This is a genomic window from Massilia litorea (assembly GCF_015101885.1).
Classification (GTDB): domain Bacteria; phylum Pseudomonadota; class Gammaproteobacteria; order Burkholderiales; family Burkholderiaceae_D; genus Telluria; species Telluria litorea.
The window spans coordinates 2,427,977-2,453,882 of the sequence record NZ_CP062941.1; the positions used below are offsets into that span (position 1 = coordinate 2,427,977).

Consider the following 25,906-nt stretch of genomic DNA (forward strand, 5'->3'; position numbering starts at 1 on the left):
CACGCGAAAGGCGTGATTTTTCGCTCTCTCGTCCAATGAAAACAGGGCACCATCGGCATGCGGTACACTTGTCGATCCTGCCCCGAAAAACCGCCTTTGACGGAGAACATCCCATGCTGAACGAGCAGCTGCGCCAGACCATTGAACAGATGCCGAAGGCTGAATTGCACATCCATATCGAGGGCTCGCTCGAGCCGGAACTGATCTTTGCGTTGGCGCAAAGAAATGGCGTATCGCTACCTTATCCATCGGTCGAAGCGTTGCGCCAGGCCTACGCTTTCTCGGATTTGCAGTCCTTCCTCGACATCTATTACGCCGGCGCCAGCGTGCTGCTGCATGAACAGGATTTCTACGACATGACGGCCGCCTACCTGGCGCGCGCCGCCGCCGACAACGTGCGCCATGCCGAGATCTTCTTCGATCCGCAGACGCATACCGTGCGCGGCGTGCCTTTCGAGACCGTCATCAACGGCATCTGGCGCGCCTGCCAGGACGCGCCGATCAGCGCCACCCTGATCATGTGCTTCCTGCGCCACCTGTCCGAGGAAGAAGCGCTTGCCACGCTCGACGAAGCACTGCCGCACCGCGACAAATTCATCGGCGTCGGCCTCGACTCCTCTGAAGTAGGCCATCCGCCGGAAAAATTCGCGCGTGTCTTCGAGCGTGCGCGCCAGCTCGGCCTGCGCCTGGTGGCGCATGCGGGCGAGGAGGGCCCCCCAAGCTATATCGAAAGCGCGCTCGACGTGCTCAATGTCGAACGCATCGACCACGGCGTGCGCTGCCTGGAAAGCCCGGAGCTGGTCGAGCGCCTGGTGCGCGAACAGATGGCGTTGACCGTCTGCCCGCTGTCGAACATCAAGCTGCGCGTATTCGACGTGATGGGTTCGCACAACCTGCGCACCCTGCTCGACAAGGGCCTGGTCGCCACCGTCAACTCGGACGACCCTGCCTATTTTGGCGGCTACATGAACGACAATTTCATCGCCGCCTTCGAGGCCCTGCCGCTCGACGCCTCGCATGCGCGCCAGCTCGCCCGCAACTCCTTCAGTGCCGCCTTCCTCGATCCCGAGCAGAAGCGTGCCTTCCTGGCGGAAGTCGACGACTTTTTCGGCGCCCGCTAAAGGAAGCTGCCCGTGCTGATCCAGTCCCTCCGCATGACCGCGCGCGACTGGCGCGCGGGCGAATTGCGCTTTCTATTGGTGGCGCTGATCGTCGCCGTCTCGGCCCTGTCATCAAGCGGCTTCTTCATCGACCGCATGCGCGCGGGACTGGCGCGCGATGCGAATCAGCTGCTCGGCGCCGACCTGCTGGTCAACGCCGACAATCCGATCCTGCCCGCCTGGCGCCAGGAAGCGCAGCGGCGCGGCCTGCTGCTGGCCGACACCGTCACCTTTCCCAGCATGGCCCAGGGCGGGGAGGGCGAGGCTTCCCAGGCCCAGCTGGCCTCGATCAAGGCCGTGTCGAACGGTTATCCGCTGCGCGGGGTACTGCGCGTCACCACCAGTCCCGATGAAGCCAGCGCCGCGCGCGGGGTTCCCGCGCGGACGATTCCGGCTCCCGGCACCGTCTGGGTCGACGCGAATTTGCTGCCGGCGCTGAACGTGAAAGTCGGCGACGCGCTGCAGGTGGGCGAACGCAGGTTCACGATTGCCCAACTGGTCGCGGCCGAGCCGGACCGCGGCGCCTCCTTCGCCAATTTCGCGCCGCGCGTGATGCTGTCATTAAGCGATCTGAAATCGACCGGCCTGGTCGACGATTTTGCGCGCGTGACCTACAAGCTGCTGGTGGCGGCGCCCTCGAACAACGACCTGGCCCGGGTACGCGAATTCGAAACCTGGCTGCGCGCGCGCATCGAGCTTGATAACGTGAAGGGCGTGCGCATCGAGTCGATCGAAAACGGCCGCCCCGAAATGCAGGCGACGCTGGAGCGGGCCGACCGCTTCCTGTCGCTGGTCGGCCTGCTGTCGGCGATGCTGGCAGCGGTGGCCGTGGCGATGGCGGCGCGCCGTTTCATGCAGCGCCACCTGGACGCCTGCGCCATGCTGCGCTGCCTCGGCATGACCCAGAACGGCGTCGGCATGATGTACCTGATCGAATTCGCCATCGTCGGCCTGGCGGGCAGCGTCATCGGCGTGCTGGTCGGCTTCGGCGCCCATTTCATCCTGCTGCAATTGATCGGCAACTTGCTGCCGGCCGACCTGCCGCCGGTGTCCATGCTGCCAGCCCTGCAGGGCATCGCCACCGGCATGCTGCTGCTGGTCGGCTTCGCGCTGCCGCCCGTCCTTCAACTGCGCAACGTGCCGCACAACCGCGTGATCCGGCGCGAGCAGGCCGCGCCGCAGCCGATGGCGCTCGCCACCTATGGCCTTGGCATCGGCGTGTTCGTCGCGCTGCTGCTGTGGCAGGCGGGCGAGCCGAAGCTGGCGCTGCTGACGGCGGGCGGCTTCCTCGGCGGCTTCGCGGTCTTCGCGCTGGTCGCCTGGCTGGCCCTGAAACTGCTGCGCCGGGTGCGCAACGTCTCGGGCCACCAGGGCTGGCGCTTCGCCGTCACCTCGCTGCAGCGCCGCCCCGGCGCGACCATCGTGCAGGTGGTGTCGCTGGCGCTGGGCCTGATGGCGCTGCTGCTCTTGACCGTGGTGCGCGGCGACCTGGTCGCGGCCTGGCAGCGCGCCACGCCGGAGAACGCCCCGAACCGCTTCATCATCAACGTGCTGCCCGAGCAGAAGGAGGATGTCGCGCGCCGCATCGCGGGTGCCGGGGTCGACAAGCCGGTGCTGTACCCGATGATCCGCGGCCGCCTGACGGCAGTGAACGGCAAGGCCATCACCGCGGCGACTTACACGACCGAGGATGCGCGCCGCCTGGCCAACCGCGAATTCAACCTCTCTACCATGGCGCAGGCCCCGGAAGGCAACGACATCGTCGCCGGCAAGTGGTATGCGGATGCGCCGGGCGTAGCGGAAGCCTCGGTCGAGCAGGGCATCGCCAAGACCCTGGGCCTGAAACTGGGCGACGTCATGCGCTTCGACATGGCCGGTATCGTGGTCGATGCGAAAGTGACCAGCCTGCGCAAGCTGGAATGGGGCTCGATGCGCGCCAACTTCTTCGTCATCATCAATCCGCAGGCGATGGCGAATGCGCCTGCGACCTACATGACGGCCTTCCACCTGCCGCAGCAGGGCGCGGGGCTGGCCAACACGCTGGCGCGCGCCTATCCGAATCTCACCGTGATCGACGTCAGCGGCATCATCCGCCAGGTGCAGGAAGTGGTCGACCAGGTGGTGGTCGCGGTCGAGTTCCTGTTCCTGTTCACGCTGGCATCGGGCGTGCTGGTGCTGTATGCGGCGCTGATGGGATCGACGTCCGAGCGCACGCGCGAAGCGGGCCTGCTGCGGGCGCTGGGCGCGACGCGCAAGCAGCTGGCGCAGGCGCAGCGCATCGAGTTCGTGCTGGTCGGCGGCCTGGCCGGCCTGCTGGCCGCATCCGGTGCTGCGCTGCTGGGCTGGGCGCTGGCCAATTACCAGTTCAAGTTCCCGTGGAGCTTCGAGCCGGGCGTGTGGCTGGCCGGGCTCGTGGCCGGGATCGTGTGCGCACTCGTGGGCGGCTGGCTCGGCCTGCGCAGCGTGCTGCGCCAGCCGCCCTTGCAGACGCTGCGTGAAGCCGGCTAACACTATTCTGCGTTCCCGCGTGGGCACAAGTGCCCACCCTACTAGTCGCCGACTGGGCGTCAGGCTATCATGATGGTATGTCCGAGAACCAAACCCTGTACGAAATCATCGGCGGCGAAACCCGCCTGCGTGAACTGGTCGACCGCTTCTACGACCTGATGGAGCTGGAGCCGGAATTTGCCGGCATCCACGCCCTGCACCCCAAGCCGAACGACAGTTCGCGCGAAAAACTCTTCATGTTCCTGTCCGGCTGGATGGGCGGCCCGGACCTCTTCGTCGAGCGCCACGGCCATCCGCGCCTGCGCGCCCGGCACCTGCCGTTCGGGATCGGCACCAGCGAGCGCGACCAGTGGCTGCGCGCCATGGCCTGGGCGATGGAAGACATCGGCATCGAGGAAGACTTGCGCATGCGCCTGATGCAGTCCTTCTACCAGACCGCCGACTGGATGCGCAACAAGGCCGACTGATGTCCACATTCGAATTTGCCTTGCTTGCTGCCGGCGTGCTTGCAGTGATCGCCTTGCAGGTGCTGCTGCTCCTGCGCGGACGCAGCGACGGCAGCGCCCTGGCCTTCGAACGCCTCGAGCGCGAACTGCGCCAGGAACTCCAGCACAGCGCCCAGGCCACGCGCCAGGAACTGGCCGGCCACATGGCCCAGCACCAGGCAGCCGGCGCCCAGCAACTCGACAGCATGCGCCAGCAGATGCAGCTGCACGCCGCCGGCGGACGCGAAGAGCAGGCCCGCTCGCTCAAGCGCTTTGCCGACACCCTTCAGCAGACGCTGAGCAACCTCACCGAATCGAACGCCCAGCGCATGCTCGAAGTGCGCGCCACGCTGGAACACAAGATCCGCGACCTGCAGGTCGATAACGCCAAGCGGCTGGAGGAGATGCGCCAGACGGTCGACGAAAAGCTGCACACGACGCTGGAAACGAGATTGACCGAATCCTTCCGCCAGGTGTCGGAGCGGCTCGAAAAGGTGCACCAGGGCCTGGGCGAGATGCAGCAGCTGGCGATCGGCGTGGGCGACTTGAAGCGCGTGCTGACCAACGTGAAGACGCGCGGCACCTGGGGCGAAGTGCAGCTCGAGATGCTGCTCGAGCAGGTGCTGACGGTCGACCAGTACGCGAAGAACGTCGAGACTGTAGCCGGTACCAATGCACGGGTCGAATTCGCGATCAAGCTGCCGGGCGTGGTCGACGGCGGCGCGCCGCTATGGTTGCCGATCGACGCCAAGTTCCCGAAAGAGCAGTACGAGCGCCTGGTCGAAGCCCAGGACCGCGCCGACGCCGAAGGTGTCGCGAAGTACGGCGGCGAGCTCGAACGCGCGGTGCGCAACGAGGCGAAGACGATTTGCGAAAAATATGTCTGCCCGCCGCAGACGACCGATTTTGCGATCCTGTTCCTGCCGACGGAAGGCCTGTATGCCGAGGTCATGCGCCGTCCCGGCCTGGCCGACGACCTGCAGCGCACGCTGCGCGTGACGATCGCCGGCCCGTCGACCCTGTCGGCCCTGCTCAACAGCCTGCAGATGGGCTTCCGCACGCTGGCGCTGGAAAAACGCTCGTCCGAAGTGTGGCAGGTGCTGGGCGCGGTGAAGACCGAGTTCGGCAAGTTCGGCGACGTGCTGGCGGCGACCAAGCTGACGCTGGAGAAGGCGGCCAAGAATATCGAAAATGCGGAAGTGCGCAGCCGACAGATGGCCAGGAAGCTCAAATCCGTGGAGGCCTTGCCGAGCGAGGCCGCGCAACTGATGCTGGGCCCCGAAGCCGAGCGCGAGGAATGACGGTGGCGCCGACGCGTTGCTGAACTTACCGGTTCATTTGCGCCGCCCGTAGGGTGGGCGGGTCTCCCGCCCACGCGTTCACCCCCCGCGTGATTGGCCGCGCGGCGTTTTTGTCGTAATCACTCCCAACATAATCCCGTTTCATCAACCGGCCCACACCAATCCGCGGGATAAATCCCGTTACGCACATATCGTGCAAAACTCGAATACGGCCATAACGACGCATGCTGCGCGTGGCCGTGCCGAACTGGATTGATGTGGATGTAATCGACATGCTGGCTGAGATCCCGTTCGTCTCGAATCCGGTGCTCCCAAAAGCGCGGCTGCCAGATCGTTGCGAGGCGGCTGCGCTTCATCCGTTGCGATAATGCCGGCCCGTCGTACATGCCGTGACAAGCGTACGAAACGTGATGTTTGATCTCTGACCAGCGTCGGGAGAAATTGGTGTCGTCTTGCGGCAGCGTCCAGATGCAGTGCAGATGATCGGGAAGTTGCACCCAGGCGTCAATCGTGAACGGACGACGTGAACGCACCGCGAGGATGGCGCCCCGTAATGCGCGCAGGATCACGTCGTCGCACAGAATGGGGCGGCGCCGGTACGCGACCAGCGTGAAAAAGAAAGTGGAGCCGGTAAGGGCGCGGCGATATCGGGACATCGCGCGATCGTAAATGAGCGCCAGTGCGCGCACGATTCGCGCGTGCCGTGCGGTGATGTAGGTCAAGCGGAGAATGGGCGGGAGACCCGCCCACCCTACACGAGTCCCTCGAACATCAGGACGTCGACCATGTCGCCGGCCGCCACATTGCCTTGCCCATCATGCAGCACCACCATGCAATTCGCCTCCGACATCGAGCGCAGAATGCCCGAGCCCTGCGAACCGGTAATCCTTACCTGGGCCATGCCGTCCTCCCCATGCGTCAGGACCCCTCGCTGATATTCCGTGCGGCCGGGCTTCTTGCGGATCGCCCCCACCGAGCGCGCGCGCAGCAGCGGCAGCGGCGCGTCGGCGCCCATCATGCGCAGCAGGGCCTCGCGGGCGAAGAAGTAGAACGAGACCATCACCGCCACCGGATTGCCCGGCAGCCCGAACAGGAAGGCGCTGTGCCCGTTCGAGGCGATGCGGCCGAAGGCGAGCGGGCGGCCCGGACGCATGCCGATCTTCCAGAAGGTGACGTCGCCCAGGCGCGCCATGATCTGTTTCGTGTAGTCGGCCGCGCCCACCGACACGCCGCCCGAGGTGATGATGGCGTCGGCATTCTCGCAGGCGCTGCGCAGGGCTTCCTCGAGCGCGGCCGGGTCGTCGCGCACGATGCCCATGTCGATGATGTCGCAGCCCAGGCGCTGCAGCATGCCGTAGATCGTGTAGCGGTTACTGTCGTAGACGCTGCCTTCGTCGAGCTGTTGCCCGATCGAGCGCAGTTCGTCGCCGGTCGAGAAGAAGGCCACGCGCAGGCGGCGCCGCACCGGTACTTCGGCGATGCCGAGCGAGGCGACCAGGCCCAGGTCGGCCGGGCGGATCACCTTGCCGGCCTTGAGCGCGGCGCTGCCGGCCTTTAGATCTTCGCCGGCGAAGCGGCGGTTGTCGCCGGCCTTTACTACCCCGGCCGCGATGACGATCGACCCTTCGCCTTCTTCCGCCACGAATTCCTGCGGGATTACGCTGTCGCAGCCCTCGGGCATGACGCCGCCCGTCATGATGCGCACGCATTCGCCGGGGCCCGGCACGCGCGTTCCCGGTTTGCCCGCGTAGACGGTGCCGACCACCGCCAGGCGTACTTTCCCGTCTGCCGGCAAGTCCGCGCCACGCAAGGCATAGCCATCCATCGCCGAGTTGTCGTGCGCCGGCACGTCGATCGGCGAGACGATGTCGCGCGCCAGCACGCGGCCCAGGGCGGCGCGCAGCGCCACCTGCTCGACGGCCTGCACGGGCTGCACGAACTCGCGGATGATGCGCTGCGCATCCTTGACCGGCAGCGCGTCCGGATCGTAGGCCGAGAGGCAGCTCGTCACGTCCGCCAGGCGCGGCGCCCGGACCGTATCGAGGCTGTGCAGCTCCTCGAGCGTGTTGATGTTGCGGAAGGCGTCCGCGTCCTCGAACAGCACCTCGACCGCCTTCAAATCGGTGTACCAGCCGTCCATGCGGCGGCCGCCCTCGGCCAGATAGGCCGACAGGACCGGCAGCAGGGACGCCTTCACCAGGCAGAACACCGGATGCGGCTGCGGCCTTTGCCCCGGCTCCTGCGTCATGGCGAAGGCCAGGTCCGCGTCCTGCTCGCGCAGTGCCGTCAGCAGCCGCTCGGCGAGATCCGGCGGCAGGAAGGGTGAATCGCAGGGCGCGGTGAGCAGATACTCCGTTGCGCAGCGCCGCATGCCGGTTTCCATGCCGGCCAGCGGCCCCATGAAGCCGGGCAGGTCGTCCGGCCACACCGGCACGCCGAGCGCCGCATAGGTTTCCTGGTTCTGGTTGGCGTTGATCGCGACCTGTGCGACTTGCGGCGCGAGCCGCTCGAGCACGTGCGCCGCCATGGTCTTGCCGCGAAACGGCTGCAGGCCCTTGTCGACCTGGCCCATGCGCGTGCCACGTCCGCCTGCGAGGATCAACCCGCTGATCGATGCTTGTTGTGTCATGTATTGAACTGCCGCTTGTTTATCCACCGCTTGTTTACCCACCGATATACGACATTTCGACTTTGCGTGCGCCGCGCTCGATACCCCTTGTCTCGGCCGTGCGCGTTTCCGAATAGCGGTCCGTGCGGCCCTGCCACAGCTGGGCAATCGCACCGCTGAGGGCGAGGTCGTCGTGGCCGGCGCGCAGCAGGGCGCGCAGGTCGTGCCCGCGGGTGGCGAACAAACACGTGTACAGCTTGCCCTCGGTGGAGAGGCGCATGCGGCTGCAATCCTTGCAGAAGGCGCCGGTGACGCTGGAGATGACGCCGACCTCGCCGCCGCCGTCGAGATAGCGCCAGCGCGCGGCCGTCTCGCCCGTGTAATTGGCGGCAACCGGCGCCAGGGGCAGCTCGGCCCCGATGCGGCTGACCACTTCGCCGGACGGCACGACTTCATCCATGTTCCAGCCGTTCGAGGCGCCCACGTCCATGTATTCGATGAAGCGCAGGATCGTCGGCGAGCCTTTGAAATGGCGCGCCATCGGCACGATCTGGTCGTCGTTGGTGCCGCGCTTGACGACCATGTTGACCTTTACCGGGCCGAGCCCGACGGCGTGCGCCGCGTCGATCCCGGCCAGTACGTCGGCCACGGCGAAATCGACGTCGTTCATGCGCTTGAAGACGGCATCGTCCAGCGCGTCGAGCGAGACGGTCACCCGGTCCAGGCCCGCATCCTTCAGCGCCCGCGCTTTGCGGGCCAGCAGCGAGCCGTTGGTGGTGAGGGTCAGGTCGAGCGGGCGGCCTGACGGCGTCGGCAGGGCGCGCAGCATCGCCACCAGGTGTTCCAGGTTCTTGCGCAGCAGCGGCTCGCCGCCGGTCAGGCGGATCTTCTCGACGCCATGGGCGATGAACAGGCTCGCCACGCGTGTGATTTCCTCGAAGCTGAGCAGGTCGCCGTGCGGCAGGTAGGGATAATCCTTGCCGAACACTTCCTTCGGCATGCAGTAGACGCAGCGGAAATTGCAGCGGTCGGTGACGGAGATGCGCAGGTCGTGCAGGGGGCGCGACAAGGCATCGGTCAGGAGGCCGCTGGGCGCCGCGGGTACTGCCGGGACGGCCAGCGCAGGCGCGCGCAGGTCGTGCAGCATGATGATTTTTTCAGACATGCCAATACGATAGCACGAGGCCAGCCGCCGCACAGGAGGCGATCAGGGTGATCGTCCCGACCTTGTAGCGCAGCAGGGCGACCGCGGCCAGCAGGCCGAGCACGATCGCCTGCGGCTGGACCGACCCGCCGGCGAAGAAGACCTCGCGCCCGAAGTAGAGCGCCAGGCTGGCGATCACCCCGACCACTGCCGCCGAGATGGCGGTCAGGGGCGCCGTCAGGCGCAGGTTGCCGCGCGTGGACTCGACCAGCGGGCCGCCGGCCAGGATGAAGACGAAGGAGGGAATGAAGGTGAACAGCGTGGCCACCGTGGCGCCGGCGACGCCGCCCAGCCAGGGCGCGGCCGGCCCGAACACCGCATGGGTCCAGCCGCCGACGAAACCGACGAAGGCGACGATCATGATCAAGGGACCCGGCGTCGTCTCTCCCAGCGCCAGGCCGTCGATCATCTGCGGCGCGCTCAGCCAGCCGTACTGCTCGACCGCGCCCTGCACGACATAGGGCAGCACGGCATAGGCGCCGCCGAAGGTGAGCAGGGCGGCCTTGCTGAAGAACCAGCCCATCTGCGCCAGCGTGCCGCCGCCTTTGCCACCGCTGCCGCCCCAGCCGGCGAGCAGCAGCCAGACAAGGAGCATCAGGCCGACGCCGACAATGAGCACGGCCGCCAGCCGGCGGCGCGAGAAGCGCGCGTGTTCCGGCGTCGGCGTATCGTCGTCGATGAGCGCGCGCGGCCGCTGCGTTTCAGGCTGCGCGTGCGCGCCGCCATGCCCGCCGACCGGCTGGAAAGCCTGGGGTCGCAAACGCGCTCCCAGCATGCCGGCCAGCGCCGCCGCCAGCACGATCAGCGGGAAGGGGAGCGCCAGCAAGGCAATCGCGACGAAGGCGGCGCAGGCAATCGCGATCAGGATGCCGTTGCGCAGCGTGCGGCTGCCGATGCGCCAGGCGGCGGCCAGCACGATCGCGACGACCGCCGGCTTGATGCCGTTCATGATCCCGGCCACCACGGTCAAATGGCCCCAGGCGAGGTAGATCCAGGACAGGCCGATCAGGATCAGCAGCGAGGGCAGGACGAACAGGACGCCGGCGATGATCCCGCCGCGCGTGCGGTGCAGCAGCCAGCCGATGTAGACGGCCAGTTGCGTCGCCTCGGGACCGGGCAGCAGCATGCAGTAGTTCAGCGCATGCAGGAAGCGGCCTTCGGAAATCCAGCGCCGGCGCTCGACCAGCTCGCTGTGCATCAGCGCGATCTGGCCGGCCGGGCCGCCGAAGCTGATGAAGCCGAGCTTGAGCCAGTAGAGAAAGGCGACGCGCAGGCTGACGGGGGCGGGTACGGGGTGATCGGTCATGGTCTCGGTGGTCCGACATAAAAAAAGGGAAGCACGCGGCTTCCCTTTTCGTTCAGCGACGCGGCCGGATTACTGGCGCGTGTCGACCTGGATCAGCGGCTCGTCGGCGAGCTTCGGTGCCGGCTTGCGGGCACGGCCGACGCGCACCGGGGCGGCTGCCTGGGCGGCCGCTTCCTGGGCTGCGCGCAGCTTTTCCGGATCGGTCGCGGCCAGGGTCAGGCCGGCGGCGCCGAGTACTTCGCTCAGGTCGGCCGCTGCCACTGGCGCAGGGGCCACTTGCGGAGCCGGGGCCGGAGCTGCAGCGACCGGAGCCGGCGCAACTGGAGCCGCAGCGGGTGCTTCGGCAACCGGAGCCGCGGCAACCGGCGCTGGCGCTGGAGCAACCGGCGCCGCAGCGACAGGTGCTTCCGCCGCAGGTGCTTCTGCGACAGGGGCCGCAGCTGCCTGCACAGGCTCGGCCACAGGCTTGGCAGCCGGCTTCGGCTGGGCCGCGGCGATCGAGGCCGCGGTCGGGAAGTACCAGGTCTGGTTCGTCGCTTCCGGCACGCCGAAAGTCGGCGCCGGCTTGGCGGCGGGAGCAGGGGCAGCCTTGGCCGCAGCCTTGGCTTGCGCCGCGGCGACCGAAGCGGCGGTCGGGAACGGCCATGGGGCCTGCTTGGCTTCAGCGCGACCGCGGCCACGGCCACGGCCGGTCTTCTCGGCGGCGGCAACCTTGGCGGCTTCCTCGTCGGCGACCGGCATGAATGCCGGCGTGCCTTCCTGTTCGCCCTCGCTGCCCTCGATCTCGCTGCCGTCGCGGTCGCGGCGGTTACGGTTGCGGCCACCACGGCGGCGGCGGCGGCGCGGCTCGTCGCCGCCTTCGGCGTCGAGTTCCTCGTTCGGACCGGCCGCGGTCACGGCCTTGACGGCGTGCTCGAGCTGGTCGCCGTGCGGCGTCGTGGTCGACAGTTCCGATTCAGGGGTCGGGATGGCGCTCATTGCGGCCGTCACGTTCAGTTCTTCCAGCTTGGCTTCGACCGGCTGCTGACGTTCTGCGCGTTCGCGCGGCTGGCGCGGTGCGCGTTCCGGGCGCTCACCACGTTCTGCACGTTCTGCGCGCGGTGCCGCTGCGGTTTCAGCGCCTTCGCGTGCCTCACGCGGAGCGCGCGGCTCGCGTGGCGGACGCGGTGGACGGGCCGGCTTCGCTTCCAGCTCGCCTGCCTTGGCGGTCTCGTCGACGCCGGCCTTCGCGCTCGTGTCTTTCTCTTCACGGCTGCGCTCGGACTTGCCGTTGCGGCCCTCGTTGCGGCCCTCGTTTCGTCCATTCCGGGCACGCGGGCCACGGCCATTGCGCTCGCCGCGTTCGGCTGGCGCCGGGGCGGCCGGCTTGACCGGCTCGGCCGCGACTGGCGCGGCAACCGGTTCCGGTGCGCCGAAGAAGAAGCTCTTGAGCTTGCCGAAGAAGCCGACCGGGGCCGGAACGACCGGCGCCGGGGCAACCGGCACTTCCACCGGCTTGACCGGTTTCGCCGCTTCGCTGCGGTCGACCACCGGCGCCGGCTGGGCCGGGGTGATGGTCTTGACGACGGCTTCCTGGCGCGGCTTGGCTTCTTCCTTCTGGCGCTTGCTGTAGGCCATGTCGGTTTCGGCCGTCTCGGCCAGCGTGTAGCTGGCGGCGGCTTCTTCCAGGCGCGGGTCGTCGTGCTTGATGCGCTCGAGCTTGTAGTGCGGGGTATCCAGGTGTTTATTTGGCACCAGGATCACGGTGATGCGGTGGCGGTTCTCGATCTTCAGGACTTCGCCACGTTTTTCATTTAACAGGAACGCGGCGACGTCGACCGGCACCTGCACGTGGATCGTGGCCGAGTTTTCCTTCATCGCCTCTTCCTGGATGATGCGCAGGACTTGCAGGGCCGAGGATTCGGTGTCGCGGATATGGCCGGTGCCCGAGCAGCGCGGGCAGGTCACGTGCGAACCTTCGGACAGCGACGGACGCAGGCGCTGGCGCGAAAGCTCCATCAAGCCGAAGCGCGAAATTTTGCCCATTTGCACGCGTGCACGGTCGTGGTGCAGGGCGTCCTTCAGGCGGGTTTCGACTTCGCGCTGGTTCTTGGCGACTTCCATGTCGATGAAGTCGATGACGATCAGGCCGCCCAGGTCGCGCAGGCGCAGCTGGCGCGCCACTTCGTCGGCCGCTTCGCAGTTGGTGTTGAAAGCGGTGGTCTCGATGTCCGAGCCGCGCGTGGCGCGCGCCGAGTTGACGTCGATGGAGACCAGGGCTTCGGTGTGGTCGATGACGATCGCGCCGCCCGATGGCAGCGGCACGGTGCGCGCGTAGGCGGTTTCGATCTGGTGTTCGATCTGGAAACGCGAGAACAGCGGCACATCGTCGCTGTAGCGCTTGACGCGATGCGCCATGTCGGGCATCACGTGGCTCATGAACTGCTGGGCCTGTTCGTAGATCTCATCGGTATCGATCAGGACTTCGCCGATGTCAGGCTGGAAATAATCGCGGATCGCGCGGATCACGAGCGACGATTCCTGATAGATCAGGAAGGCGCCCGACGCCGACTTGCCGGCGCCTTCGATCGCGCGCCAGAGTTGCATCAGGTAATTCAGGTCCCACTGCAGTTCTTCGACATTGCGGCCGATGCCGGCGGTGCGGGCAATGACCGACATGCCTTGCGGCAGGTCCAGCTTGTCCATCGTCTCGCGCAGTTCCTGGCGCTCTTCGCCTTCGACACGGCGCGACACGCCGCCGCCGCGCGGGTTGTTCGGCATCAGGACCAGGTAACGGCCGGCCAGCGAGATGAACGAGGTCAGGGCAGCGCCCTTGTTGCCGCGTTCTTCCTTCTCGACCTGCACCATGATTTCCTGGCCTTCGCGCAGGGCTTCCTTGATCGACGCATTGCGCACGTCGACGCCATCACGGAAATAGGAGCGGGCAACTTCTTTGAAGGGGAGGAAGCCGTGGCGGTCTTCGCCGTAGCTGACGAAGCAAGCTTCGAGGGAGGGTTCGATGCGGGTGATGACACCCTTGTAGATATTCGACTTGCGCTGTTCGCGTCCGGCCGTTTCGATATCGATGTCAATGAGTTTTTGACCGTCGACGATCGCTACGCGCAATTCTTCTTGCTGCGTAGCGTTAAACAACATACGTTTCATTTTTTACTCCGCGACCCAGGGGCCGTTCCAAAGCCGCCTTGCCAGGGCGGCGACACTACAGGGACATACGCGGGAGGGGAGAGCTGGAGGGGGGGGTATGCCCGGACGTGCGGCAGGGCGGGCAAAAAGCCCGCTGCCGCAACAGGGCGCATGGAGTCGATCGTCATGCCGAGGGCACGCCGTACCCGGACCGCTCATTGGCGAGCGGTACGACAGGGTGGAGGCAATGCGCGCAAAACCAGCCAGACCGTTTACAGCGAACATACCAAGTGTGCGACGGCAGGCGATTGGATCAGCCTTGACGCTCGCACCTTGAGGATGAGGCCTGCAACGGTCGGGCGAAACGACAAGCGTTATCGACACCATCAACCGGCGAGCTTCCAATCGGGAGCTTTCCGGTACTTATCCTTACAGTTCCAAACAATCCAATCCGGCACTCCTGCGCGCGATCCGATTACAACTGCGGTGCAACCTTGAACTGCGCAGGAATGTGCGTACACGTTTTTTCCATCGAATTTGCATGCCTGCGGGGCCGATGGAGCGCGCCCCTGTGTAAAATATCGTTTTAATTCTTACACCTGCAGAGGTTTCACCGCCGCCTGTCGATTATATATTCAAAATGAAGGACTTAGAGAGAATTTCTGGGAAGACAGTCCACATGAAGATGCAAAATGATGTTGTTCCCCCTTCATCACAGGCGTTAGCAGCAAGTTTCGTCACGATCACCGAAGAAGAAGCCGGACAGCGCATCGATAATTACCTGCTGCGCGTCTGCAAGGGCGTTCCGAAAAGCCACATTTACCGCATCCTGCGCTCCGGGGAAGTGCGCGTCAACAAGGGCCGCATCGACCAGCTCTACCGTCTGGAAGCAGGCGACCTGGTGCGCATTCCGCCGATCCGCATCGCCGAAAAAACGCATACGGCGCCCGTCCCCGGCGCTGAATTCAGGATCGTCCACGAAGACAGCCACCTGCTCGTGATCGACAAGCCGGCTGGCGTGGCCGTGCACGGCGGCTCGGGTGTCTCGTATGGCGTCATCGAACAATTGCGTGCGGCGCGTCCGGACGCCAAGTTCCTGGAACTGGTGCACCGCCTCGACCGCGAAACCTCGGGGCTGCTGTTGCTGGCGAAAAAGCGTTCGGCGCTGACCAATCTGCACGAGCAAATGCGCGACGGCCATACCGATAAACGGTACCTGGCCGCCGTAGCCGGCGACTGGACCAACAAGCGCCAGCACGTCAAACTGCCGCTGCATAAATTCTCGACGCCCGATGGCGAGCGCCGGGTCGTCGTGCAGGCGGGCGGCATGGAATCGCACACGATTTTCAATTTGCTGCGGAAATGGCAGAATTTTGCATTGCTGGAAGCGGAACTGAAAACCGGACGCACCCACCAGATTCGCGTGCACCTGGCTTCTTCCGGCTTTCCGATTCTCGGTGACGAGAAATACGGCGATTTCGCCCTGAACAAGCAGTTGCAAAAAGCCGATGCAAGCCGCGGCGCCCTGCGGCGCATGTTCCTGCACGCCTATAAAATCACGTTTACCCACCCGGAAACGGGCAAGCCGATGACGCTGCAGGCACCCTTGCCAGCGGAGTGCGACCGTTTCTTGTTAAGCTTAGGGCAAGCAATGAATTGATGGCAGCGGGAGCCGGTTCACAAGACCGGCGCCCATCGCCCATGGACGGAAGGACTCCGTTCGCATACCAAGGAGCCGGCGCGAGCCGGAAGACATGCCAAGAAAGCAATTTGATCTGATCGTCTTCGACTGGGACGGCACGCTGATGGACAGCACGGTCGCCATCGTCAGGTGCATCCAGGCGGCCGCCCGCGACGTCGGCCTGCCGGTGCCGAGCGACGAGGCCGCCGCCCACGTCATCGGCCTTGCCCTGCCGGAAGCGATGCAGGCCGCAGTGCCCGACATGGCGCCCGCCATGTATCCGCGCATGGTCGAGCGTTACCGCTATCACTTCCTGACGAAAGACCACGAACTGGTGCTGTTCAAGGGCGTTCGCGAGATGTTGAGCGAACTTTCGCAGCAAGGCTACTTCCTCGCGGTGGCCACGGGCAAGAGCCGCGTCGGGCTGAACCGGGCGCTCAATTCCTGCGGACTGCTGTCGCTGTTCGATGCCACGCGCTGCGCCGATGAAACCTTTTCGAAGCCGCATCCGGCCATGCTGCAGGAACTGACGCGCGAACTGGGCCAGGACATGCGCCGCACCGTAATGATCGGCGACACCACGCACGACCTCCTGATGGCGAAGAATGCCGGTGCGGCTGCGATTGCCGTCGAGTATGGCGCGCACCCGGTCGACCAGCTGCAGGCCTGCCGTCCGCTGTATTCGGCCAAGACCGCCGTCGAGCTGCACGCCTGGCTGGCCGAGTACGCATGACATCGACTTCGGAAGTACTGATCTGCGACTCGAGCGCGCTGGTCGACGGCGGGGAGGGCATACGCTTCCCGGTCACCGTGTTCGGCGAGGCGGCCGTCGGTTTCGTGGTGCGCTTCCACGGCAAGCCCTATGCCTACCTGAACCGCTGCGCCCATGTGCCGATGGAACTGGACTGGGTGCAAGGCCAGTTCTTCGAGTCGAGCGGCGAATTCCTGATGTGCGCAACCCATGGCGCCGTGTACCGGCCGGAAACCGGCGTCTGCGCGGGCGGGCCCTGCCGCGGCGGCAGGCTGCGCCCGATTGCCGTGCGCGAGGACGGCGGCAAGGTCTACTGGCAGCCGGACGAGCGGGTTGGCATTCCGACAAATACTTCATCGACATGATTTTTAATTCACGGGGGCCAGAGAAACCGTAATGAGCGAGCACATCAAGGACGACGGCGAAGGCCGGTTTGTCGCCAACCCGACGGCCGGCAATTGGGAGCGCGAGACGCTCGAAAAACTCGTGTTTGCCACCATCAAGGAGCGGCGCGCGGCGCGGCGCTGGAGCATTTTCTTCCGGCTGGCCTTTCTTGCTGCGGTGGTGGTCGGGCTGTGGACCTATCTCGGCCTCTCCTTCGGCGGCGATGACGAAAACCTCGGCCGTCACACCGCTTTGATTGAAATTAACGGCGAGATCGAAGCAGAAGGCAGCGGCGCGGCCGACAATGTCATTCCTTCGCTGAACAAGGCCTTCGCCGACGCCGGCTCGGCGGCCGTCGTGCTGCGCATCGACAGCCCCGGCGGCAGCCCGGTGCAGGCAGGCATCATCGTCGACGAAATCCGGCGCCTCAAGCGCGGCTATCCGGACAAGCCTTTATATGTCGTGGTCGACGAGATCTGCGCCTCGGGCGGCTATTACATCGCCGCCGCGGCCGACCGCATCTATGTCAATAAAGCCAGCATCGTCGGGTCGGTCGGCGTGCTGATGGACAGCTTTGGCTTTACCGGCACCATGGAAAAACTGGGCGTCGAGCGGCGCTTGTTGACCGCAGGAACGAACAAGGGTTTCCTGGATCCGTTCAGCCCGCAGTCGGAAAAACACCGCGCCCACGCCCAGGAAATGCTCAACGAAATCCACCAGCAATTCATCACGGTGGTGCGTACCGGCCGCGGCACGCGCCTGAAGGAAACCCCGGAAATGTTCTCGGGCCTGTACTGGACCGGCGCCAAGGCCGTCGAGATGGGCCTGGCCGACGGCTTCGGCACGGTCGACACGGTGGCGCGCGACATCGTCAAGGCGGAAGACATCGTCGACTACACGGCGCATGAAGGCTTGCCGGAGCGGGTATTGAAGAAGTTCGGCGCATCGGTAGGCGCGGGCGCAATGAAGGCGATGTCGCGCGTGACCCTCCCGAAGCTTAATTGAACTTAACTGATCTCCTGCAATATGTCCTTGAATGTTCCGTAAAGTGTTCTATAGTGAAGCTTGTAGTTCTTTCCAGGAGGGGCGATTAACAACACGTGCCAACCTGTTCGCAATCGTTAAAATCTGGTGACGCTACCACCCGCATGCGTGCGGTTTCGAGAGAATTCAATTCCTCACTGTAACAGCCCTTCCCGGGAGCGAAAACGACGGCGCAAGCCGTCGTTTTCATTTTGGGGACGCAAGGTGGGCGGCTGGGTCCAAAAAATGTGCACTAAGGCTGCCGTGATGCTGCCCACGCGTTCAACAAGCATCGCGCCATGCGCCTGTGCGTTGAACGCGTGGGCGGCGTCAGCGCGTCGCAATTGCCTGCTTACGGGTAGAGCCGCCCACCCTACGACTCATCAAGCCGTGCCGTCGGTCTCTTCATGCTGCACGAACCCGCCGTTCTCGAGCCAGGCCTGGAAGTCGCGCTGCGCGCGCGCAAACCAGGCGGCGCGTAGCGGCAGGTGGGCATGTCCGTACAGGTGCGGAATATTGCCGCCGCCCGTCCAGCGCGCCAGCGCCAGGCGGGTGGGAAACTGGGCGCACTGTGAGCGCGCCAGCGAGAGACGCGCGGCCTTGATCGACGACGGAGCGACGGTCGGCTGGGCGCCATCCTGTGGCGTAGTTTTCACTGCTGGCATGTTGTCCTCTTTTTTGTTGAGTGATTCGGTAATTAGTCCTAGCGATTCCTCATCAATTCCGGAGGCGCTGTAGGTCGATTCCTAATGGAGTTGAAGTCTATCAATGGATATGCCGATAGGATTGATCTAGCGCAAACGATGCATAATTTCGATCTTCGCGGCAACAGAACGCTCTGCCGTGGCCGCCTGTAGCGCCTGTGAAAGGCGCGCCCCATCTGTTAAAGTCTCGCCCATGAGTAAATTATCCCTGGACCGTATCCTGCAATCGCAGGGTTTCGGCACCCGCAAGTATTGCCGCGCCCTGATCGAAGACGGCGACGTTGCCGTGAACGGCGAGATCGTTGACAACTACAAATTGACGGTGGACACCGACGGCCTGGTGTTGACCGTGTTCGACGACGAGTGGACATACCGCGAGCACGTGTATGTCGCCCTGTACAAGCCGGCCAATTTCGAGTGTTCGCGCAAACCCAGCCACCACCCGGGTGTGCTGACCCTGTTGCCGGAACAGTTCGCCTGGCGCGACGTGCAGCCGGTCGGCCGCCTCGACCACGACACGACCGGCCTGCTGCTGATGTCCGACGACGGCCCTTTCATCCACGCCCAGTCTTCGCCGAAACGCCACGTGCCGAAGGTCTACCAGGCGACCACCGCCGAGCCGGTGACGCCGGAACTGGTTGAGCAATTGCTGGCCGGCGTACAGTTGCACGACGAACCGGCGCCGCTGCGCGCCGTGTCCTGCGTCCAGCGCGGAGAGAATGGCATCGAAATCGTGCTGGAGCAGGGCAAGTACCACCAGGTCAAGCGCATGCTGGCGGCTGCCGGTAATCATTGCAATGCGCTGCATCGGTCGGCGATCGGCGGATTGACCCTGGAATCGCTGGGCTTGAAAGAGGGGGAGTGGTGTTTCCTCGAGCAGGCCCAGCTCGATTTGCTGGCGCCCGCGCAAGGCTAGCGCAGCAGGCTGTCCAGGGGTTCGAACGCGTGGAGTCCCGGCTCCACGCGCTACGGCGTATGCACAACGGATGCATCCGTGCGACTGGAAAACGTGGTTTGTTGCAAAATGCGTATTGACTCGTGGTCGGCGTGCAAATGCAGTCGGACATAACGACGTATTTTCGCAACCGATTCCCGCTCAAGATGCCGTATTCCTATCGCCCCCTCCTGCTTTCCATCCCCTTGCTGTACGCCGCCGGCGCCTTTGCCCAGGAGTCGCCCAAACTGCTGTCCGACTGCGCCAACATCGGCGACAACGTCGCGCGACTGGCCTGCTTCGACAAACTGGCCGCGACCCCGGCGCCGCGTACCGAAGCGGCCGTCGTCGTCAACCCGGCCGACGGCGCGCCCGCTGCCACGGCCACCGTCGCAGTCGTGACCGCGCAGCCCTCGGCCGAAAGCAGCGCCAGATTCAGCCAGCTCGACCACTGGGAGCTGGACCAACCCTACCAGCGCGGCGTGTTCAAGTTCCGCCCCCACCATCCCAGTTACCTGATCGCGACGCGCACCTGGCGTCCGAACGAGGCGCCCTACCTGCCGTACCGCGACCTGACCGACGGCAACACCAAACTCTCCAAAAGCGAGCTCGCCTACCAGCTCAGCTTCAAGATGAAGATGCTGGAAGGGGCCTTCGGCAAGCCGGTCGACCTCTGGTTCGGCTATACCCAGAACAGCTTCTGGCAGGCGGCCAACAGCAAGGCTTCCAGTCCCTTCCGCGAGACCAATTACCAGCCGGAATTGATGGCGATCGCGCCGCTGAACGTCGACCTGGGTGGCCTCAAGCTGACCCATGCCGGCCTGGGCCTGAACCACCAGTCGAACGGCCAGTCGGGCACGCTCTCGCGCAGCTGGAACCGGCTGTACGCCCAGCTCGGCGTCGAGAAGGAGGGCTTCTCGGCCACCGCCCGCGTCTGGAAGCGCCTGAGTGAGGACGACGACGACAATCCGGACATCGTCGACTACATGGGCCGCGGCGACCTGGCGCTGGCCTACCGCCGCGACGGCAGCATCTATTCGTCCACGCTGCGCTACAACTTCCACACCAGCCGCGGCGCCGTGCAGGCAGGCTGGGCCTTCCCGCTGTCCGGCAACCTGAAGGGCTATGCCCAGGCCTTTGCCGGCTATGGCCAGAGCCTGATCGACTACAACTATTTCCAGCGTTCGGTCGGCATCGGGGTGCTCGGGCTGTTCTGATCGCACTAGAATGGCGCTTTTATTCGTGATTGAGCGTCAATGAAACTTGCAACGATCAAGGATGGCAGCCGCGACGGTCAACTGGCCGTCGTCGCGCGCGACCTCAAAACCGCGCACATGGGCGACGCCATCGCCCCGACGATGCAGGCCGCACTCGACGACTGGGCGTTTATCTCCCCCCAGCTCGACGCCTTGTACCTCCAGCTGAATGCAGGACAGGCGCGGCGGGCCTTCGATTTCGACCCTTCAGCCTGCATGGCGCCGCTGCCGCGCGCCTGCGGCTGGGCGGTCGGCGCCGCTTGGCCCCACCATCTCGAGCTGGACTACCGTGCCCGCGGCGTCGAAGCGCCGGCCTGGCTGCTGGACGAGCCCTTGATGGCGCAGGGGGCAAGCGGGGACCTGCTCGGCCCCTGCGACGACATCGTGCTGGCTTTCGAAGAGTGGGGCATCGATTTCGGCGCGGGCCTGGCCGCGATCGTCGACGACGTGCCGGCCGCTGCCACGCCCGACGAGGCGCATGGACGCATCCGCCTGCTGATCCTCGCCAACGATGTGTCGTTGCGCAACTTGATGGGCGACGAACTCGGCAAGGGCGGCGGCCCGCTGCAGTCGAAGCCGGCCACCGGTTTTTCGCCGGTGGCGGTCACGCCCGATGAACTCGGCGACGCCTGGCGCGGCGGCAAGCTGCACCTGCGTTTGCGTTCCAGCCTGAACGGCAACCTGGTCGGCCAGCCGGATGCCGGGGCCGACATGGCCTTCAATTTCCCGCAACTGATTGCCCACCTGTGCAAGACGCGCCGCCTGCGCGCCGGCAGCATCGTCGGCGCGGGGCCGGTGTCGAACAAGGAACGCAGCGGGCGTGGTGCGGTGGCACCGGGGTATTCGTGCATCGCGCAGGCGCGCAGCGTGGAGACGATTGCGGATGGGGCGGCGAGTACGCCCTTCATGCGCTTCGGGGATACGGTGCGGATCGAGATACTCGAAGAGAAGGGGAAGTCGGTGTTCGGGGCGATCGAGCAGAAGCTCGTTAAGGCGTGATGTTTCCGGATTATTCGACCCGGTGAGTCTGTACGCGTGGAATCCCCACTCCACGCCTTACGCCGCGCGCATTCCACCTGCCTCACTTCCCGCCCCAAAACGCTCCATTCACCATTTCTCCCCTTAAATCCACCTCCACCGGGGCGGCCATTTTTCGCACTGTGCGCGCGAAGAGCAAACTGCCGTCGGCCGCATGCACCCGATACCAGAGCAGCCCGATCGCCGATAGCCGTAGTTTCTGTCCGGTGAACAGATTGTCCTTCACGATACTCATTCCCTCCAGCCGCAAATCGAAGTCGAGCACCGGCGCGCCTTCGGTGCGCTGGGCATAGCCGAGGTAACGGGCGGCATTGAACAGCGGGCTCTTTTCCCCGGTTTCTCCGGCGCGCAGCGATTCGATAAAAGCGTCGACCGCTTTCAACACGGCAGCGGCCGCGGTGGCCACGCCCGATAAATCGCGCTTCTCTTCGCCTTTGGCCCCATCGGCCAGTTTTTGCAAGCTGGCGATCCGGTTCGCATAATCGGCGCGATGGCTTGCGAGCGCGCGCAGCTTGCCGAGCAGCCGCTCATGCTGCACTGCATCGAGCTCGCCCAGGTAGCCGCCGCCGAGGCCGGCGATCCGTTGCGGGCAGGCCTCGGCCAGGGCGCTGACAAAGAGCGCGCGCCCACCCTCGCCATAGGCCAGGCCGGAGGCGGTGACATCGGTCTTGAACAGGGCGCCGGTATCGGCAGCGGCGCGCAACACGGCCGGAACGACCGTCAGCGCGACTGCCAGCGTGCCGCCCAGGGCGCCGGGCGGCGTATGGGCGTCGATATACAGCTGCATCTCCTTGTTGCGGCGCGCCAGCTCGTCGGCCAGGCGCAGGAGCGCATCGTTGACGCCGCGGGCGGCAGTGACGCCGGCGCTGGTGGCCGGATCGTGGACGACCGTGCGCGTCTCCTGCGGCAGGGCCGCGCAGACCTCGACTGCGAGTCCCCGCGCCAGGTCGAAGGCGCGCACCAGGCCGGCGGCGCCGAATCCACGGGTGTCGAGCCTGCCTTCAAGCGGACGACTGCTGCCTGGCGGCAGCCGGGCCAGCAGGGCGGCGCGCTCGGCCTCGCGCGTCTCGGCTTCACGCTGCGCAAGGGCGGCGTCGGCGGCCGTTTGTGCAATGCGCAATTCGAAGGCGTAGCGGGCGGCAGAAAGATCGTCTTTGGTAATGGCCTGGGCCTGCACCGGGCAGGCGTCGAATACTAGGATAAGTAATATCAAGCAACGATATTGAACGTACGGAAAGAAGCGCATTCCAGCTCCGAATAAAAGGTGTAACGGGATGTAAATAACACCTGCTGCAACGTGGCATAAATACGTCAGAACTTGTAACAAAGTGTCGGGAAATATTATGAAAACCCCCCTTTTTAATTATTGTCATTCCTCAATTCTCATAAAGAAGCGCAAAAACGCCACACAAAATCAGCGACTTACGTAAGCTCCATGCTAAAAACATGGAAACCGGCGGTTTACACACGATTGCCGAGCCCTTGCTGCTTTCTTCAGAGAAATGCGTTAGAATTCGGCGGCTAATGAAACCCCATTTATGGATCTGACAGAAACTAACATCATCGCTTTTGAACTCGGCCTGGCGGTCTCGCTGGTGTGTTCCCTGCTGCTGGTCGCGACGACGCGCTGGCACGGCAGGTTCACGCTCGACGCCACGCGCGGAGTCCAGAAATTCCATAGCGTGCCCACGCCCCGGATCGGCGGCCTGGCGATCATGCTGGGGTTGATCTTTGCCTGCGTGGTCGCGTCCGACGCACAGCAGGCCCTGCTTGCGCCCCTGCTGTGCGCGGCGGCGCCTGCCTTCCTGTTCGGCATCGCGGAAGACCTGACGCGCCGCGTCTCGATCGGGGCGCGCCTGGTCGCCACCATGGCCAGTGGCGTTGCCTGCTGGGCGCTCACCGGCGTGAGCATCGCGCACACCGGCGTCAACCTGCTCGACGCAGCACTGACCTGGCTGCCGCTGTCGGTCCTGTTTACCGCCTTCGCCGTCGGCGGCGTAGCCAATGCCGTGAACATCATCGATGGCTTCAATGGCCTGGCCAGCGGCACGGTCGTGATCGGCCTGATCGCGGTCGGCATGATCGCCGTCGATTGCGGCGACGCCGAACTGGCCCGTACCTGTTTCATCGTCAGCGCCGTGACGGTTGGTTTCTTCCTCGTTAACTTCCCGTACGGTAAGCTGTTCCTCGGGGACGGCGGCGCCTACCTGCTCGGCTTCCTGCTGGCCTGGCTGTCGGTAACCCTGGTCTACCGCAACCCGCAAGTGTCGAGCTGGGCGCCGCTGCTGGCCTGCGCCTATCCAACCTTCGAGACCGTCTTCACGATCGTGCGCCGCCTGTGGTGCCGGCGCCATCCCGGCCAGCCCGACAGCTGCCACCTGCACAGCCTGGTCAAGATCGCCGTCGCCGGCCGCTATTTCCGCAAGTTCAGCGCGCCGCTACGCAATGCCTGCGTGTCGCCGTTCTCCTGGGTCCTGGCGGCGGTGCCGGCCTGGATCGCGGTGTCCTTCCCGCAAGACCCGGCAGCCCTGGTGCAGGGTACGCTGGCCAGCTTCGGCCTCTACCTGGGCGTCTACTGGTACATGACGCATGCCGCCCGCGCACGCCGCCGCCGCGCCACCCGTCCCGCGGTGCGCAGCGTCGACTTGTCCGACGTCGAATCGGAGACCGCCTCCCTGCAGGCTTAGAGCGCGAAGGGCAGGGCAGGTCGTTCGACTACAATGCACTACCGTCCCGTGCCCGGGCCGGCAACTTCTCACCGATTTCACGCATGACCATCCTCGTTACCGGCGGCGCCGGGTTCATCGGGTCGAACTTCGTCATCGACTGGCTCGCCGGGTGCGACGAGCCGCTGGTCAACCTCGACAAGCTGACCTACGCCGGCAACCGCGCCAACCTGGCCGGCCTCGAACACGACCCGCGCCACCGCTTCGTGCAGGGCGACATCGGCGACCGTGCGCTGGTGACGCGCCTGCTGGCCGAACACCGGGTGCGCGCCGTGCTCAATTTTGCCGCCGAAAGCCATGTCGACCGCTCGATCGACGGCCCGGCCGCCTTCGTGCAGACGAACGTCGCCGCCACCTTCAACCTGCTCGAAGCCGCGCGTGGCTACTGGAGCGCGCTGCCGGACGAGGAGCGGGCGGCCTGGCGTTTCCTGCACGTGTCGACCGACGAGGTCTACGGCACGCTTGGCCAAAACGATCCGCCGTTTACCGAAACCACGGCCTACGCGCCGAACAGCCCGTATTCGGCCACCAAGGCGGCCTCGGACCACCTGGTACGCGCCTGGCACGTGACCTATGGCTTGCCGACCCTGACGACCAACTGTTCGAACAACTACGGCCCATTCCAGTTTCCCGAAAAACTGATTCCGCTGGTGATCCACCAGGCCCTCGCCGGCCGGCCGCTGCCGGTCTACGGCGACGGCCGCCAGGTGCGCGACTGGTTGTATGTGAGCGACCACTGCGCGGCGATCCGGCGCGTGCTCGAAGCCGGCACCCCGGGCGGCGTCTGGAACGTGGGCGGCCTGAACGAGAAAACGAATCTGGAGGTCGTGCACGCCGTCTGCGCGCTGCTCGACGAGTTGCGGCCCCGTGCCGATGGCCAGGCCTATGCGGCGCAGATCAGCTTCGTTGCCGATCGCCCCGGCCACGATCGCCGCTATGCGGTCGACCCGTCGAAGCTGCGGCGCGAGCTGGGCTGGGAGCCGCGCCACGATTTCGGCAGCGGCCTGCGCCGGACCGTCGCCTGGTATCTCGCGCACCAGGACTGGGTTGATGCGCTCGCCGCCGGCGCTTCCTGCGCGCGCCCCAGCGCTCCATGATGCGCGCCAGGCCCCTCGCCATCCCCGACGTCCTGCTGTTCGAGCCGCAGGTGCATGCCGATGCGCGCGGTTTTCTCTACGAGAGCTTTCACCAGGCCCGCTTCGAGGCGGCGGTCGGGCGCAGCGTCGCCTTCGTGCAGGACAACCACTCGAAGTCGGGCGCCGGCGTGCTGCGCGGCCTGCACTACCAGCTGCATCGTCCCCAGGGCAAGCTGGTGCGGGTGGTGGCCGGCAGCGTGTTCGATGTCGCGGTCGACCTGCGCCGCGGTTCGCCCGGCTTCGGTCAATGGGTCGGCGAAGTATTGAGTGCCGAGAATTGCCGCCAGATGTGGATCCCGGAAGGCTTTGCCCACGGTTTCCTGGTGCTGTCCGACGCCGCCGAGCTGCTCTACAAGGCCACCGACTACTGGTCCCCTGGCAACGAACGCTGCATTGCCTGGAACGATCCGCAACTGGCGATCGACTGGCCGCTGACCATTCCCCCGGTACTGTCGGCCAAGGACCAGGACGCCGCCCCCTTCGCCACGGCCGAGCTGTACGACTGAGCTCCCGCGCCGGCCCGCCTCCCGGCGGCGAATTGGCGGCCCTTTCCCTCCCTGTTCTAGTTATAGCCGTAG

Annotated in this window: 21 protein-coding genes; 14 read left to right on the forward strand and 7 right to left on the reverse strand. The window is 65.5% G+C overall.

Annotation, left to right across the window (positions count from 1 at the left end):
* Positions 1-113 precede the first annotated feature (113 nt).
* From LPB04_RS10795 to LPB04_RS10810, 4 genes are all read left to right on the forward strand, one after another.
* Positions 114-1,121: an adenosine deaminase gene (locus tag LPB04_RS10795; RefSeq protein ID WP_193688663.1), complete on the forward strand. Its 1,008-nt coding sequence runs from the start codon at positions 114-116 to the stop codon at positions 1,119-1,121.
* A gap of 12 nt (positions 1,122-1,133) precedes the next feature.
* Entirely contained in the window at positions 1,134-3,668 is a 2,535-nt protein-coding gene (locus LPB04_RS10800) for an ABC transporter permease (RefSeq protein ID WP_227496703.1), read from the forward strand.
* A gap of 77 nt (positions 3,669-3,745) precedes the next feature.
* Positions 3,746-4,135 (forward strand): group II truncated hemoglobin, encoded by a 390-nt coding sequence (locus LPB04_RS10805; protein ID WP_193688664.1) that lies wholly within the window; start codon positions 3,746-3,748, stop codon positions 4,133-4,135.
* Positions 4,135-5,454: a DNA recombination protein RmuC gene (locus LPB04_RS10810; protein ID WP_193688665.1), complete on the forward strand. Its 1,320-nt coding sequence runs from the start codon at positions 4,135-4,137 to the stop codon at positions 5,452-5,454. Before LPB04_RS10805 ends, LPB04_RS10810 begins: the two co-directional genes overlap by 1 nt.
* Before the next feature lie 119 nt (positions 5,455-5,573).
* Here LPB04_RS10810 and LPB04_RS10815 read toward each other — a convergent pair whose 3' ends face one another.
* From LPB04_RS10815 to LPB04_RS10835, 5 genes are all read right to left on the reverse strand, one after another.
* Positions 5,574-6,176 (reverse strand): REP-associated tyrosine transposase, encoded by a 603-nt coding sequence (locus LPB04_RS10815; protein ID WP_227496704.1) that lies wholly within the window; start codon positions 6,174-6,176, stop codon positions 5,574-5,576.
* 29 nt (positions 6,177-6,205) lie between these two features.
* The gene (moeA, locus tag LPB04_RS10820) at positions 6,206-8,083 is read right to left on the reverse strand and encodes a molybdopterin molybdotransferase MoeA (protein WP_193688666.1); all 1,878 of its coding nucleotides are present in this window, start codon (positions 8,081-8,083) and stop codon (positions 6,206-6,208) included.
* A 34-nt stretch (positions 8,084-8,117) separates the two neighbouring features.
* On the reverse strand, positions 8,118-9,227 hold the full coding sequence (gene moaA, locus LPB04_RS10825; protein ID WP_193688667.1) for a GTP 3',8-cyclase MoaA: 1,110 nt from the start codon (positions 9,225-9,227) through the stop codon (positions 8,118-8,120).
* Complete coding sequence (gene chrA / locus LPB04_RS10830) at positions 9,220-10,572, reverse strand: chromate efflux transporter (RefSeq protein ID WP_193688668.1); 1,353 nt, start codon at positions 10,570-10,572, stop codon at positions 9,220-9,222. The genes moaA and chrA overlap by 8 nt, the downstream gene beginning before the upstream one ends.
* Before the next feature lie 69 nt (positions 10,573-10,641).
* Positions 10,642-13,716 carry an Rne/Rng family ribonuclease gene (locus LPB04_RS10835; RefSeq protein WP_193688669.1) on the reverse strand — a complete coding sequence of 1,025 codons (3,075 nt, stop codon included), beginning with the start codon at positions 13,714-13,716 and terminating at the stop codon, positions 10,642-10,644.
* A 658-nt stretch (positions 13,717-14,374) separates the two neighbouring features.
* On the opposite strand from LPB04_RS10835, the gene LPB04_RS10840 reads away from it, so the two are divergent.
* From LPB04_RS10840 to LPB04_RS10855, 4 genes are all read left to right on the forward strand, one after another.
* Positions 14,375-15,355 (forward strand): RluA family pseudouridine synthase, encoded by a 981-nt coding sequence (locus tag LPB04_RS10840; RefSeq protein ID WP_193688670.1) that lies wholly within the window; start codon positions 14,375-14,377, stop codon positions 15,353-15,355.
* 94 nt (positions 15,356-15,449) lie between these two features.
* A complete protein-coding gene (locus LPB04_RS10845; protein ID WP_193688671.1) occupies positions 15,450-16,109 on the forward strand; it encodes an HAD-IIIA family hydrolase in 660 nt (219 codons plus the stop codon).
* Positions 16,106-16,492 (forward strand): Rieske (2Fe-2S) protein, encoded by a 387-nt coding sequence (locus tag LPB04_RS10850; protein WP_193688672.1) that lies wholly within the window; start codon positions 16,106-16,108, stop codon positions 16,490-16,492. The genes LPB04_RS10845 and LPB04_RS10850 overlap by 4 nt, the downstream gene beginning before the upstream one ends.
* Positions 16,493-16,523: 31 nt before the next feature.
* Complete coding sequence (locus LPB04_RS10855; protein WP_193688673.1) at positions 16,524-17,516, forward strand: S49 family peptidase; 993 nt, start codon at positions 16,524-16,526, stop codon at positions 17,514-17,516.
* Between the two features lie 401 nt (positions 17,517-17,917).
* Here the strand turns inward: LPB04_RS10855 and LPB04_RS10860 are convergent, their stop codons facing one another.
* Entirely contained in the window at positions 17,918-18,199 is a 282-nt protein-coding gene (locus LPB04_RS10860) for a hypothetical protein (protein ID WP_193688674.1), read from the reverse strand.
* A gap of 232 nt (positions 18,200-18,431) precedes the next feature.
* On the opposite strand from LPB04_RS10860, the gene LPB04_RS10865 reads away from it, so the two are divergent.
* The 3 genes from LPB04_RS10865 to LPB04_RS10875 all read left to right on the forward strand — a co-directional run bounded on the left by LPB04_RS10865 (position 18,432) and on the right by LPB04_RS10875 (position 21,427).
* Complete coding sequence (locus tag LPB04_RS10865) at positions 18,432-19,154, forward strand: pseudouridine synthase (protein WP_193688675.1); 723 nt, start codon at positions 18,432-18,434, stop codon at positions 19,152-19,154.
* A gap of 137 nt (positions 19,155-19,291) precedes the next feature.
* Complete coding sequence (locus LPB04_RS10870) at positions 19,292-20,389, forward strand: phospholipase A (protein WP_227496705.1); 1,098 nt, start codon at positions 19,292-19,294, stop codon at positions 20,387-20,389.
* Between the two features lie 39 nt (positions 20,390-20,428).
* Entirely contained in the window at positions 20,429-21,427 is a 999-nt protein-coding gene (locus LPB04_RS10875) for a fumarylacetoacetate hydrolase family protein (protein WP_193688676.1), read from the forward strand.
* 82 nt (positions 21,428-21,509) lie between these two features.
* On the opposite strand, the gene LPB04_RS10880 is transcribed toward LPB04_RS10875, so the two are convergent.
* A complete protein-coding gene (locus tag LPB04_RS10880; RefSeq protein ID WP_227496706.1) occupies positions 21,510-22,679 on the reverse strand; it encodes a hypothetical protein in 1,170 nt (389 codons plus the stop codon).
* A 325-nt stretch (positions 22,680-23,004) separates the two neighbouring features.
* On the opposite strand from LPB04_RS10880, the gene LPB04_RS10885 reads away from it, so the two are divergent.
* The 3 genes from LPB04_RS10885 (at position 23,005) to rfbC (ending at position 25,834) form a co-directional block, all read left to right on the forward strand.
* Positions 23,005-24,153: an MraY family glycosyltransferase gene (locus LPB04_RS10885; RefSeq protein ID WP_193688677.1), complete on the forward strand. Its 1,149-nt coding sequence runs from the start codon at positions 23,005-23,007 to the stop codon at positions 24,151-24,153.
* Positions 24,154-24,236: 83 nt separating this feature from the next.
* Complete coding sequence (gene rfbB, locus LPB04_RS10890; RefSeq protein ID WP_193688678.1) at positions 24,237-25,289, forward strand: dTDP-glucose 4,6-dehydratase; 1,053 nt, start codon at positions 24,237-24,239, stop codon at positions 25,287-25,289.
* Positions 25,289-25,834: a dTDP-4-dehydrorhamnose 3,5-epimerase gene (gene rfbC, locus LPB04_RS10895; protein ID WP_193688949.1), complete on the forward strand. Its 546-nt coding sequence runs from the start codon at positions 25,289-25,291 to the stop codon at positions 25,832-25,834. The genes rfbB and rfbC overlap by 1 nt, the downstream gene beginning before the upstream one ends.
* Positions 25,835-25,906 lie beyond the last annotated feature (72 nt).